This is a genomic window from Nodosilinea sp. AN01ver1 (genome assembly GCF_050565655.1).
GTDB lineage: Bacteria > Cyanobacteriota > Cyanobacteriia > Phormidesmidales > Phormidesmidaceae > Nodosilinea.
This window is the reverse complement of sequence record NZ_JBNXVS010000057.1, coordinates 1-13,765: the sequence shown is the minus strand read 5'-3', so window position 1 is coordinate 13,765 and position 13,765 is coordinate 1. Positions and strand designations below refer to the sequence as shown.

8 protein-coding genes are annotated in these 13,765 nt (G+C 60.3%); 2 read left to right on the top strand and 6 right to left on the bottom strand.

Annotated elements, in window-relative coordinates:
* Window positions 1-196 precede the first annotated feature (196 nt).
* Window positions 197-937 carry a DUF561 domain-containing protein gene (locus ACQ4N7_RS26665; protein ID WP_430714474.1) on the top strand — a complete coding sequence of 247 codons (741 nt, stop codon included), beginning with the start codon at window positions 197-199 and terminating at the stop codon, window positions 935-937.
* Window positions 938-1,098: 161 nt separating this feature from the next.
* Window positions 1,099-1,860, top strand: a complete 762-nt coding sequence (locus tag ACQ4N7_RS26660) for a Uma2 family endonuclease (RefSeq protein WP_430714473.1) — start codon at window positions 1,099-1,101, stop codon at window positions 1,858-1,860.
* Window positions 1,861-1,938: 78 nt separating this feature from the next.
* On the opposite strand, the gene ACQ4N7_RS26655 is transcribed toward ACQ4N7_RS26660, so the two are convergent.
* The 6 genes from ACQ4N7_RS26655 to mdh form a co-directional block, all read right to left on the bottom strand.
* The gene (locus tag ACQ4N7_RS26655) at window positions 1,939-3,018 is read right to left on the bottom strand and encodes a rhodanese-like domain-containing protein (protein ID WP_430714472.1); all 1,080 of its coding nucleotides are present in this window, start codon (window positions 3,016-3,018) and stop codon (window positions 1,939-1,941) included.
* A gap of 142 nt (window positions 3,019-3,160) precedes the next feature.
* A complete protein-coding gene (locus tag ACQ4N7_RS26650; RefSeq protein ID WP_430714471.1) occupies window positions 3,161-3,829 on the bottom strand; it encodes a dienelactone hydrolase family protein in 669 nt (222 codons plus the stop codon).
* 49 nt (window positions 3,830-3,878) lie between these two features.
* Window positions 3,879-7,157 (bottom strand): replicative DNA helicase, encoded by a 3,279-nt coding sequence (dnaB, locus tag ACQ4N7_RS26645; protein ID WP_430714470.1) that lies wholly within the window; start codon window positions 7,155-7,157, stop codon window positions 3,879-3,881.
* Between the two features lie 93 nt (window positions 7,158-7,250).
* Window positions 7,251-8,591, bottom strand: coding sequence for an MATE family efflux transporter (locus ACQ4N7_RS26640; protein WP_430714469.1), 1,341 nt, complete (start codon window positions 8,589-8,591; stop codon window positions 7,251-7,253).
* A 206-nt stretch (window positions 8,592-8,797) separates the two neighbouring features.
* Entirely contained in the window at window positions 8,798-12,037 is a 3,240-nt protein-coding gene (locus ACQ4N7_RS26635) for a valine--tRNA ligase (protein WP_430714468.1), read from the bottom strand.
* Window positions 12,038-12,282: 245 nt separating this feature from the next.
* Window positions 12,283-13,266 carry a malate dehydrogenase gene (gene mdh / locus ACQ4N7_RS26630; protein WP_430714467.1) on the bottom strand — a complete coding sequence of 328 codons (984 nt, stop codon included), beginning with the start codon at window positions 13,264-13,266 and terminating at the stop codon, window positions 12,283-12,285.
* Window positions 13,267-13,765: the final 499 nt, after the last annotated feature.

The window sequence follows — 13,765 nt, the reverse complement described above, 5'->3', positions numbered from 1 at the left end:
TGGGGGCATTGCACTGCAATGCCCCTACAATCCGGGGTGCAACCGCGTAGAACTCAGCATAGGGTTCTGGCTTTCTCTGACATCTGCCGCCGCAACCCCGCTCAGAATGCGACAATGTCCCAATCAACCCTGTTCGAGGGGCATGGCCTGTGCCATCCCAAACAGGACTAAGACCAGCGATTGAGAGTAATCACCTATGCGTTCTGATTTGCAGCGGGCTTTTGCCACCCACTCCGTTCTAAAAATTATCAGCGGCCTCACCAACACCGACCACCAGCGGGTCGCCGCCGTGGTCAAGGCCGCCGACCAGGGCGGGGCCACCTTTGTCGATATCGCCGCCGATGCCGACCTGGTGCGCCTGGCCAGAACCCAAACCACCCTGCCCATCTGCGTCTCGGCGGTAGAGCCTGAGGCCTTTTTGGCCCCCGTCGCCGCCGGAGCCGACCTGATCGAAATCGGCAACTTCGACGCCTTCTACGCCCAGGGCCGCCGCTTTGAAGCGCCCGAGGTGCTCGACCTCACCCGTCGCACCCGCGCTCTGCTGCCCAATATCACCCTGTCGGTGACGGTGCCCCACATTCTGGCCCTCGACGAGCAGGTCAGCCTGGCCGAAGCCCTGGTGGAAGCTGGAGCCGACATCATCCAGACCGAGGGGGGCACCAGCAGCCAGCCCGCTCACCCCGGCACCCTGGGGCTAATTGAGAAAGCCGCCCCCACCCTGGCCGCCGCCCACGCTATTTCTCACGCGGTAGCGATCCCAGTGCTGTGCGCCAGCGGCCTGTCGGATGTGACGGCTCCGATGGCGATCGCGGCTGGTGCAGCGGGCGTCGGCGTCGGCTCAGCCGTCAACAAGCTCGACAACCCGCTGGCGATGGTGGCCGTCGTGCGCCAGCTGGCCGAGAGCCTGCAAACCGTGCGCGTCGGCGCGGTGCGCTAGGGGTTAAGGCTGTTTGCATGGGGCGATCGCACTACCCGGATGGGATGGTGCGATCGCCCTCAACTTTTGTCAGGCACGGTAGAGCCTGACAGAGCCAGCGATTAGGATGGACTTATCTTCCTCTTGCTGTTGACCATTTCGCCGCCCAGGACAAGCTTGTTATGGTTCAAGCTCAACCTCGCACTGGCCCCACAATTACCTGGCCACCGTTGCCCGATGACTTTCAGCTGCTCGACGATCCAGTGGAAAACATTCATCAGCCGCCCTTGGCAGCTGCACTGACCGATGCCCTCGGCGCAGCCCAACGCATTCGGCCTGAGATGCTGATTGGCTCTAATTTTGGCCTGGTTGCCGGGGTAGATGACGAAACCATCATCAAAGCACCTGACTGGTTTTACGTGCCACGGGTGAATCCAATTCCTGAAAATGTAGTGCGCCGCAGCTACACTCCCCAGCTAGAAGGCGATTCAGTAGCCGTCGTGATGGAATTCCTCTCCGCCGATGATAACGGTGAGCTATCCATTCGATCGATTGCACCCTACGGCAAGCTCTACTTCTACGAACACATTTTGCAGGTGCCCGTCTACGTCATCTACGCCCCCCAAAGGGCCAAATTAGAAGTACGCCACTTGCAAAACGGTCGTTATGAGATTCAACAACCCGATGCTGCCGGACGATTCTGGATTGAGCCCCTAGAGCTATTTTTGGGGGTCTGGTATGGCGAACGCCTGACTCAAACCCTCAACTGGCTGCGCTGGTGGGATGCCGACGGCAACCTGCTGCTCTGGAGTGCAGAACAGGCCGAGGCCGAGCGCCAGCGGGCTGAAGCCGAACGCCAGCGGGCTGAAACCGAGCGCCAGCGGGCCGATCGCCTCGCCGCCCTACTCCGCGCCCAGGGTATTGACCCCGACCAGCTGCCGTAACCCTATAACAAAAAGGCACCGCCTAGACGATGCCCTGGTTCGGAGTTGAGTCCATCGCTGCAAATTTGGGCAAAGACGCTAAGCCTTCTCTACCGGCAAACGAGCCTCGTTCCAGCTCAGCATGCCGCCGCGCAGGCTGGCCGCTTCTTTGAGCCCCTGCTTTTTAAGAATTACGGTGGCCTGGGCCGATCGCCGTCCCGACTTGCATACCGTCACCACAGGTTGCTCAGCAGGAATTTCCTTCACTCGGGCCTCTAACTCGGGCAGCGGCACCAGCTGAGCCCCCGCAATGTGGCCCAGTTCGGCATTAAACTCATCCTCGCCGCGCACGTCGAGCACGTGGACCTGGCCCAGGTTTTCGGCCACCCACTGGGGGTCGATTTCTCTGACGCCGCCGTAGTTGAGGCGCACTGGTCCCCACTCGGCCACGGTGGGCATCTGACCATCTTCGGGTTTGCCGCAGACGCAGTTGGCCGGAATCGCAATGTCGATCTTTTTGGGGTGGGGCAGGCCCAGGTTTTCCATATAGCCCACGAAGTCGGTTTCGTCGGCCTGGCCGCCGATGCGGGGGTTGTAGGCTTTTTCTTCCTTCACGCTAGACGACGTGCGACCGCTGTAGTCGTGGGCGGGCCAGATGATGCAGTCGTCGGGCAGACTAAAAATTTGCTCGGTAATAGACGCGTACATGATGTGGGCGTTGCCCTGCTGAAAGTCGCAGCGACCCGCCCCACGAATTAGCAGACAGTCGCCGGTAAAGGCCATGGAGTGGTCGTCGAGCACGTAGGTAAGGCAGCCGTCGGTGTGGCCAGGGGTCGCTCGCACTTCGAGGGCGCGACCGCCAAACGTCACCACATCCCCATGGTCAAGCAAGCAGTCGGCCCCCTGCACCATGTCGCCGTAGCGGCCCGAGATGCCAATTTTGGACCCTAGCGCCTGCTGCATCAGCCACGCGCCAGTTACGTGGTCGGCGTGGCAGTGGGTGTCGAGGGTGGCAACCAGGGTGAGGCCGAGTTCTTCGATTAGGGCGCGATCGCGCAGATGCTGCTCAAATACGGGGTCGATCAGCACCGCTTGTCTGGACGCCGGGTCGGCCAGCAGGTAGGTGTAGGTCGATGAATCTGCATCGAAGAGTTGGCGAAAGATTAACGCTTGATCCATAGCGCACTGCTCCAGGCGATCTAATCAGGAATGTACATAGCCTCTTAATTCACTATATAACCAATTAGTTGTTTTAATCGCCAGGTTTAAAGTTATCAACACTACCGGCTGCCCCAGTGTCGATTAGCAGGTCAATGAATGTCTAAGTCAGGTGATTGGAGAGGAAGGCCAGCGATCGCGCCCAGGCCAGCTTGGTCGCCTCTGGGTCGTAGATGTCGTTGTTCTCGTTGCCAAAGGCGTGCTGGGCGTCGTACCAGTACAGCTCATAGTTGACGCCGCCTTGCTTGAGTCGGGCTTCAAGCGCCTTCACCTGCTCTGGCGGAAAGAAGCTATCTTGCAGGGCAAAGTGGCCCTGAAACGGAATCGCAATGGTGCGGGTGTCGGCGGCCTCCTCGGGTGGCACCCCGTACCAGCACACGGCCACATCGGCTTCGGGCACGTAGACTGCCGCCAGCACGGTCAGCGCGCCGCCCATGCAGTAGCCCAGCACGGCCACTTTGGGGCTATCGGCCTTGAGGTGCTGCACCGCGCCGCGAATATTTTGGGTGGCGGCATCGCCAAAGTCGAGGTCGTTCATCAGGTGCTCGGCCTCGGCGGCTTCGACGGTGACTTCGCCCTTGTACAGGTCGGGCACCAGCACCCGATAGCCCTGCTGCGTCAGCTGGTCGGCTACGCCCTTGATCTGGTCGTTGAGGCCCCACCATTCTTGAATGACGACCACGCCGGGGGCGCTGCTGCCCGCCGCCGGTTCGGTGTAGTAGCCGCTGCAGGTTTGACCGTCGGGACGGTTAAAGCGAATTAGTTGGCCCATGATGATGCCTTAGAGGGAACAGCCACAGCTAGATTACCGCAGTAAGTTCCTACATTCCCGGTGTGGCCAGGTTGCGGAAGCGGGTAAACTGCGGCTCGAATAGCAGCTTGACGGTGCCGGTCGGCCCATTGCGGTGCTTGGTGAGAATAATCTCGGCAATGCCGCGATCGGGGGTGTCGGGGTCATAGTACTCTTCTCGGTAGAGCATCATGATCAAGTCGGCGTCCTGCTCGATCGCACCCGAGTTATGCGAGACAATGCCGTCTGCTAACCAAGACTCTGGCCCCGGTACAGTCAAGTCATACACGGGTTCTTCCCCCGCAGGCGTAATAGAAAGCACTTCATCCCAAAAAATGCCTGCCGCTCCGGTATTTGTAGACGATTCACGCTTCAACGCTTCTAGCTGAGCTACGGCAATAAGGTTGCCCTTCTCTAGTTGTTGTAGCTGTCGCCAACCATCGAAGGCATACAAACGGTGATTTTCGGTTGCACGAATTTTGTGCCCGCTACCTGTAGTTAAGGTGTAAACCGGACGAGTACCAACCTGCCAAACTAACTCGGCCTGGGCCTGGGTCAGCTGGCCCTGAGCATTTAGGCTAACGACCTCTGGGGTACTGCCCACCAGGTCTTGGATTGGCACCCGTCGCCCATCGGCCAGCACCACCAAAGTATCGCCAGTCACGCATTCCCGCAGGTCACTCATCATCGGGCGTTTGTTGGTGCGCGACTCAACGCCCCGGCTGAGCTGCGAGAGGGCAATGATTGGCACATTGAGTTCGCGGGCCAGACCTTTGAGCGATCGCGTCATTTTCGACAATTCCTGCACCCGGTTGTCGCCACCGCCCTCCATCAATTGCAGGTAGTCGATCAAGATCAGGCCCAGGGCACCGCCCTGCTCAGCCTGGAGGCGGCGGCAGCGCGATCGAATTTCGGTCACCGAAATGTTGGGCGTATCGTCGATAAAAATCGGCATTTGAGAGAGTACGCTGATGGCGTGGCCCAGCTTTTCCCACTCGTTTTGGGCAATGCGACCCGTGCGCAGGCGGCTGCTCTCCATCTCCACTTCGCTGGAGAGCAGGCGATAGACCAGCTGCACCTTCGACATTTCTAAGCTGTAAATAGCGACCGGAAGTTTTTGCAAAGCCGCGATATTGCGAGCAATATTGAGCACAAAGCTGGTGTTGTGGACGCAAATGTCGTTGGCCACAAAATTGTGGGTATCGGGGATGGTGAGGTCGTAGACCTGTTTAGTACCCTGGGGCTCGATCGCGACGATTTCATCCCAATAGACATCGCTGGTGGCAATGTGCTGAAGTTCTGGGTGCTCCAGGGCGGTGGCCAGGGCAAAGAGGCGATTACGGGTTGGTGCCCGTTTACCCGCGTGGATATTGCTGGTGCTTTGAAATCCGGCTCGGGTGGCTAAAGATACCCAGGACTCGTCACCCTTGGCGACACGAAGAGCATCCCAAATTTCAACCGGAATCAGGTCGCGGTTGGTCTGGTAGCGGCGGTTTGCCAACGCCGCTTCGACTTTTGCCAAAGCTACTTCTTTGCCCAAAATACCGATGTCTTGGCTGAAAGCTTTGATCGATAGAGCATCGGTGATATCAATTTGCCAGGCCGAGCGACGACCACCCTGGTACTTGACAGCGCGGGATCTAAGCTGAGACAAGATTCCAAATCGCAGCAGCAGATGCTGAACCTGCCGGGCTAGCGTTTCGCTAACCGTAGCAAAGCCGATCTGGGCTTGCCCACTAGCCAGTACCGTCGCCCAGCCGTCGGTAGCAAAGAGGCGGTTGAGGAAAAGGGCCAGAAGGGGTTTTCTAAGCCGAAATATAGCCTCCGGAATCGTTTTTTGATGGGCTGATTTGCCCCAGAGTTGCTGATCTTGTAACCAAAGGGTAACGGTATTCTGGCTCATCCAGCGAATGGTCGCGAGACCACCGGGAGCCAATTGTTCTGGATCCACTTGAAGCAGTTGGCAAAGCCGTTCAAAGGTATCTGGATTAGGCGCGCATTCCCCCTGCTGCCACAGCGTCACTAGGCTAGGGGCAACCCCTAGCGTTTGGGCAAACCATCGAGCCGGGTGGCCGCTGGCTTTGATCAACGTCCGTAGCGCCTGACCAAAAACAGTGCGGGCACGCTGCACGTCTTCTCCGTCGGCGCTGATGTAAAAGCTTGGGGTGCGAGTGCCCTGGGAGGTTTCTAGGCGAACTTTCACCCCCCGAAATTGCAGCGCCGCTGCGGTGAAATCGTCCTGAATTTGAGGATTTTCATTAGTGAACTGCGGCGAGGCACCCGTTAGGCAACCATCACCGATCAGGTAGGCCAAAAGTTTGACCTGGTGCTCAGGGACACTTTCGGTACCAAACACTGGCAGCGTTCTGGGTACGGCAATTTTGGTACCCACTGTTAGCTCAGCCAGGGGACACCAGCCCTGAATCGTCAAGTAGGGGTGGGTGAGGGTAGTCTCAATCTCCCGCCCCGATCGCGTTCTTACCCGAAACACAGGTTTAACGCCATCATCCACGTAGGCGCTGGGTTCAGTAAACCTAAAACGCCAGTCATTCCCCAGAGTGAGCAGGGAGGCGGTTTGGTGTTGATAGATATCGCCAATGGTCTGAAGGCTGCCGTCGGCCAGCACAATCTGAGCATCGGCACTGAGGCACTTGCCCATTGACGGTCTCGCAGCGGCGATAATCAGGTCTGAGCGCTGAAAACCCTGGGTCATGGCGTCAAGGTCGTAGAAACCGCAGGGAATGCCGGGCAGCACCACGCCGAGCGATCGCTGCTCAATTTCTGAAAATGTCTCAATCAAAATATCTGAGGTGGCCGTCAGCCCCCCCTGGGGTCGGGCCTGGGTAATGCCAAACAGCCGCTGCTCCGACTGATCCAGCACATTCTCCAGGGGCAGGGTAGTGTCGTAGCCCAGCTGGGCAATGTCGCCCCCGGCCTGGATCAGCAGGCGGCGGGTGTACTTATCCATCACCAGGGTGGCGTACTGGTCGATGTTGGCGGCGCTGATGGTGCGATCGACCAGCTGGGCCAGGCGGGTCTGGCCGCCCGCCTGCTCTAGCTTGCCGTTGTCCTTGAGCCACACGGCGATCGTCATCAGGTCGGTGGGCTGCCCCTTGGCGTGCAGAGCCAAGGCCGCTTTGTAGATATCGCGGTGAGCCCCCGTGTAAAAGGCGTCGGCCACCAGAATCTCCATCACCCGGCCAATCGCTTCAGGATCCAGCAAAATACCGCCCAGAATGGCCTCTTCGGCCTCGATATTCTGGGGCGGCAGGCGATCGCTGACCGTGTCAAACTTGAGATTCTGAACCATGACGCTGGGGAAGTGGGGTAGCTCTAATTGTGCGACAAACCCGGCGGCTGTGGGGAACGATACCCTAGAGCTTAATAGTTTTTATGTACTATTTTATGGCGACTTGGGGCACGTCAGTCGATGGAATCGAGCCACAAAAATGACTCCGGCGGTGGCGACGCCAATCGACTGGCCAATCCACAGCCCTACGCCCCCTAGCCCCAGCCCAAAGCCTAGCAAGTACCCGGTGGTGAGGCCCACGCCCCAAAAGGCCAGCCCGCTGAGCACCATCGGCAGGCGGGTATCTTGCAGACCGTAGAGCGCCCCCGAGGCCACCCGCTGCACGCCATCTGTTACCTGAGCTAGGGCTGCCACGAATAGCATCGGTAGGGCCAGGGCCACCACGGTCGCGTTAGCCGGGTCCTCCAGGTTTAAGTAGAGGCCGATGATTTGCTGACGCCACAGCAGCAGTGCGACGGTTGAGAGCAGCATAAAGGCGGCGGCGATCGCGATCGCCACATACCCCGCCCGCCGCGCCTGGGCCATATCCTGCTGGCCCAGGGCCTGCCCCACCCGTGCCGTCGCCGCGTAGGACAGGCCCAGCGGCACCATGAAAATGAGGTAGATGGTCTGGTACACGGTCTGGTGGGCGGCCAGCACTTCGGGACTCAAAATGCCCATCAAAAATGTAACGACGGCAAACAGGCTAAACTCCAGGGCGATCGTGATCGCTAGCTCGGCCCCCATCACCAGCATGCGCCCGACTAGCCGGGGCTGAATTCGGTACCACCCGCGCCAAAACTGGTACTGCTTGAGGTTGGGGTGCCTGAGGATGTAGAGCAGAAACAGGCCAAACATCAGCCAGTAGCTCAGCCCGCTGGCCAGCCCCAGCCCACCCAGCCCCAGCGCCGGAAAGCCCCATTTGCCAAAGCCCAGGGCGTAGTTGCCCGCAATATTAAACGCCGTGCCCACCAGCACGATCGCAATTACCACCTGAGCCTGGGCCAGCGCTGAGGCGTAGCCCCGCAGCAGGGCAAAACACAGCCCCGGCAGTGCGCCCCAGAGAATCCATTGAAAGTAGGGGGCGGTTAGCTCAGCGATCGCGGCGGGTTGCCCGAGCAGCCGCAGCACTTCTGCCATCTGACTCAGCCCGGCCATCATCGGCAGACTCAGCGCCAGCGCCAGCCAAAAGCCCTGCCGCGCCACGGCCTCGACCTGAGCGCGATCGCCCGCCCCAAAAGCCTGGGCCACCAGCGGCCCCACCGCCATTACAAAGCCGCCTACCACCGCCAGCAGCAGCTGAAAACACAGGGCCGCCAGCCCTCCAGCGGCCAGTATATTGGCCCCCAGTCGCCCCATCATCAGCGTATCGACAAAGCCCACGGCGGCCTGGGCCACCTGGGCACCGGCCAGGGGCACCGCCAGGGCTAGAAAGGCGCGCACTTCGGCACTCACTTTAGCTTGGGCAATCGATCTTTCCTGAGTACGCATTGAAGGATCAAGCCCAACAGGGTGAGATATGCGATCACATCGAGGGATCCCCCAGACTCACGCTGTAGACGGCCCTTTCTAACCCCCCTTATTGAGGGGGCAAGGGGGATCAGCCAGGGAACAAGGGAGCAGCCATGGCGTTAGCGTACAGAAACTTCCCCGCCAGATCCCTACAGCATGGCCAGCCGCGACTTGAGAATGGCGGCCTGGGCCTCGGCCTCGGTGAGGGCATCGCGGGCACCCTGCACGACCTCAGCGGGGGCCTTGTCGACAAAGCCAGCGTTGCTGAGCCGCCCGGAGAGCGACTTGATTTCGGCCTCGACCTTGCCCAGGTCTTTCTCGACTTTGGCCCGGAGGGCGTCGACATCGACTACGCCGGTCAGCGGAATTAGTACCTGCACGGTTCCGGTGACGCCAGCGAACAGTTTTTGGGGCGGTTCGGCTGGGGCTTCTGGAGCTTCAAGGGGGGCCGGGGCGATCGCGCTGCTGCCGTTTTGAGCCACCGCAGACTCAGAAACGGGGCGCGATCGTGGTTTGGCGGCGGGTTTGACCGCGGTATCGGAACCCAGCACCTTGCGTCGCCAGGTCTGGTAGGTCTGGCCGAGCTGCTCGCGATCGCGCCCCGTGAGCAAATTCTGCCGCACAAAGTTGAAGGCGACCCAGAGGCCCACCAGCTCCATCAGCGTGCCAAAGATCGGCGTGCTGTCGACCGCTGTTACCAGTGCCCCGGCGAACCTGATCCCCACCAGCCCCGCAAAAATCCACAGCAGGGTAAAGGCCGGGCGGCGAATATCGGCAAAGAACGACCCGGCGTAGTGCAGGGGTTCTTCAAACAGGGGCAGCATGGTGTGCCAGAAGTCTTGCACCTCGGCCACCACCCGGTTCTCGCTGAGCTTCGCCGACGGATTGGGTTCTGCCCCCGTTTCGACGGCGTGGGCGGTAGAAACGGGCTGCTTGCCGCCGAGAATCACCAGGGTGTCAATTTTGCCCAGATCTTTGATGTAGTCGGCGGTGGCGTGCAGAATGTGGCGCTCGGCGGCGCTTTCGCTCTCCAGAATGGTCTCGATGCGCAGACTGGGTTTAATGCCCGCCTCGGCCCGCAGGTTGCGCACGGTGCGCACGGTGTTAAAGACCAGGGCAAACTGCTGCTCCAGGTCGTCATCCATCAGGCCCTCAAAGACCGTGGGGTAGGGCTGCACGGCGAGAAACTGGTCGTCACCCACCTGGTTGAGGGTGTGCCACAGCTCCTCGGTAATGTGGGGCATAAACGGGTGCAGCAGCTTGAGAATGCCGTCGAGCACAAAGGCCAGGGTTTGCTGCGCGGCGGTGAACTTCGCCGAACCTTCCCCCTGCAAACGCGGCTTGACCAGCTCGATGTACCAGTCGCAGAAGTCGCCCCAGACAAACTCGTAGAGATCTTTAGCGGCCTCGCCCATGCCGTAAGCGTCGAGGTTGTCGCGCACGCTCTGCACCACGCGGTTAAAGCGAGACAAAATCCAGCGATCGGCCAGCTCCAGATTGGCCAAGTCGGGCACGCCCAGGCTGGCGGCAGACTGCCCACCCAGGTTCATCATCACAAAGCGGGAGGCGTTCCAGAGCTTGTTGGTAAAGTTGCGGCTGGCTTCGACCGAGGCCGACTCGTCGGTGCTGCGATCGTACTCCAGGCGAATGTCCTGGCCCGCCCCGGTCACTTCGCGAATGAGTGTGTAGCGCAGGGCGTCGGTGCCGTACTTGTTGATCAGCACCAGCGGGTCAATGCCGTTGTTGGCCGACTTCGACATCTTTTTGTTGTTTTCGTCGCGCACCAGGCCGTGGATGTAGACGGTTTCAAAGGGCATGGTGTGGGTAAAGTGCCCCGCCATCAGGGTCATGCGGGCCACCCAGAAGAAGATGATGTCGAAGCCGGTGACCAGGGTGGTGGTGGGGTAGTAGGTCTGGAAGTCTTGGGCCGACTCGTCGGGCCAGCCCATGGTGGAAAACGGCCACAGACCTGACGAAAACCAGGTGTCGAGCACATCGGGGTCGCGCACCAGCTCCACCCACTCGCCAAAGCGTTCGGTGGCTTTCTCCCTGGCCTCTGCCTCGGTAGCCGCCACGAAAAAGGGGGTATCGTCGGTGATTTCGCCGTTGGTTTCGCTGACGGCGTACCAGGCCGGAATCTGGTGGCCCCACCACAGCTGACGCGAGATGCACCAGTCTTTGAGGTTGACCAGCCAGTCGCGGTACACCTTGGTCCAGCGCTCGGGCACAAACTTGGGTTCCTGGCGGTTGTCGAGGTAGTCGAGCGCCTTGTCGGCCAGGGGGCGAATGTTGACAAACCACTGGGTGGAGAGCAGCGGCTCGATGGGCACTTTGCCGCGATCGCTGTAGGGTACTGTGTGGTGGTAGTCGTCGATCTTGACCACAAAGCCCTCGACATCCAGCCGCTTCACCACCAGGCGGCGGGCCTCGAAGCGATCTAGCCCCACAAACGGCCCCGCATTCTCATTCATGGTGCCGTCTTTATTCATAACGGTGATCATGGGCAGGTTGTGGCGCTGGCCCATGGCAAAGTCGTTGGGGTCGTGGGCGGGGGTGACTTTGACACAGCCGGTGCCAAACTCCGCATCCACATACTCGTCGGCAATCACCGGAATCTCGCGGTTCACAATCGGCAGGGTCAGGGTTTTGCCGACCATATCGCGGTAGCGATCGTCGTTGGGGTTGACCGCCACCGCCGTGTCGCCCAGCATGGTTTCGGGCCGGGTGGTGGCCACTTCCAGGTAGCCCGACCCATCGGTAAAGGGGTAGCGGAAGTGCCACAGGTGGCCGTCTACCTCGCGCTGCTCTACCTCCAGATCCGACACCGCCGACTGGCTGGCGGGGCACCAGTTGACCATGTAGTTGCCCCGGTAGATCAGCCCCTCGTCGTAGAGCTGGGTAAAGGCGGTCAGCACCGCCGCGTTGAGCCCTTCATCCATCGTGAAGCGCTCGCGCGACCAGTCCACCGAAACGCCCAGCTTGCGCAGCTGGTTGACGATGGTGCCGCCCGACTCAGCTTTCCATTCCCAGGCCCGCTCCAGGTAGCGATCGCGCCCCACATCCTCCTTGCTCAGCCCCTCCGCCTGAAACTGGCGATCGAGGATGGTGCTGACCGCAATGCTGGCGTGGTCGGTGCCGGGCAGCCACAGGGTATTGCGCCCGGCCATCCGCTGGTAGCGCACCAGGGTATCGATCAGGGCGTTCTCAAAGGCGTGGCCCATGTGCAGACTGCCGGTCACGTTCGGCGGCGGAATCACCACGCAGTAGGGCTCGCCGGGGTGGTCGGGGTCGGCCTTAAAGACCTGGTTTGCTTCCCACTGGGTTTGCCACTTCGTCTCGGTCTGAGTGGGGTCGTACTGGGCAGAAAGCGTCGGAATAGAGGCCGTCATCGCAAAACCTGGAGCGTGGAACCGTGCTAACAGACAGTGTACCTATCGATTCTGTCATTTTAATCGGAGTTGCCCAGTCCCTCGCGATCGCCCCAGCCATCCCAGCCAACGCTACCAACCTGCCCCTTGCACAGCCAGCCAGACGCAAACCCGCTATGCAGCCAGCTTAAACCCTGGGGCACTCAGGAGTTTTAATTTTGAACTTTGCCTTTTGAACTTTGCATTTTGCACTCCATGCCGCAGTCCTACCCCTCCAATAACGCCAAAGCCCCCCTCAGCTGTTCTCTAACCGAAGCCGCCGATCGCGCCAGCGCCGCCTGCTCCTCTGCCGTTAGCGACAGCTCCAAAATCTCCTCAACACCCCCCCGCCCCAGCCGACAGGGCACCCCCAGGTACAGGTCGTCGAGCCCGTACTGGCCGCTCAGGTGGGCCGCCAGGGGCAAAATGCGCCGCTGGTGCCGCAGCATGGCCTCCACCATCACGCAGGCCGACGAGGCCGGAGCGTAGTAGGCCCCACCCTGCTTGAGCAGCTGCACAATCTCAGCGCCGCCGTTGCGGGTGCGATCGATCAGCTCAGCCAGGCGATCGGCGCTGATCAGCTCGCTGACCGGAATGCCGCTGACGGTGGTGTAGCGGGGCAGCGGCACCATCAGGTCGCCGTGGCCGCCCAGCACCATCGCCGAGACATCCTGGGGCGGCACCCCCAGCTCCCAGGCAATAAAGCGCTGAAACCGGGCCGAGTCGAGCACCCCGGCCATGCCCATCACCCGCTGGGGCGGCAGCCCGCTGGCCTTCCAGGCCAGGTAGGCCATCACGTCGAGCGGGTTAGTGACCACAATAATGCTGGCCAGAGGTGACACGGCCAGCGCCTGCCGCACCGTTTCGATCACGATTTTGCCGTTGGTCTGAGTGAGGTCGTCGCGGGTCATGCCGGGGCGGCGGGGCAGCCCGGCGGTAATCACCACAATGTCGGAGTTGGCGGTGTCCTGGTAGTCGTTGGTGCCGACGATGGTGCGGTTGTGGCCTTCGCTGCCCGTCGCCTGGGCCAGATCTAGCGCTACTCCCTGGGGTCGCCCGGCCACAATGTCGATTAGCACCACGTTGGCCAGGTTGTGCTCTAGCAGGCGCTGGGCCAGGGTGCTGCCCACGTTGCCAGCCCCCACGACCGTAACCTGGCCCATGTTGATCCGACCAGACAAGCGAGCAGACGCAGCAAAATTGGCGGTCATGGCGTTAAAGATTTTAGGGGTAGGTCGAGATAGCAGCGATCGCATGGCCCAGCGGCTGGGGCAGCCAGGCCAGCAGAGACACCGCCCATATTCTGGCGGATGTCAAACCATTTGAGCCGCCTCTGTTGTGATTTAGATCATGCCTACACGTGACCGTTACACGACATTTCTGTGATGGCCCAGGCCTTTAGAAAATGCTTACTGACACTTCACAATCTAGTGATCAGCGACTTCAAAGAAATAGGGGATGCTTAAACGTATAGCGATCCCCATGAAGCGTGAAAATTCTTAGGATAGACGTGCTGCCTGCGCAACCAAGATGCGCGTCTATCCATTCACAAACCAGCGTTGATTGCCATAGCCCCTAAAAATCCAGGGCTATTTCATTCTAAAAACGGTCTTGAGTGTATCTAGGCCGAATTTACAGAATCGTTCAGCCTGAGCCATATTGGAGAAGGCGTTGGAGCGGTAGAGATTGAGCGCGAAGTTACGAGCGACA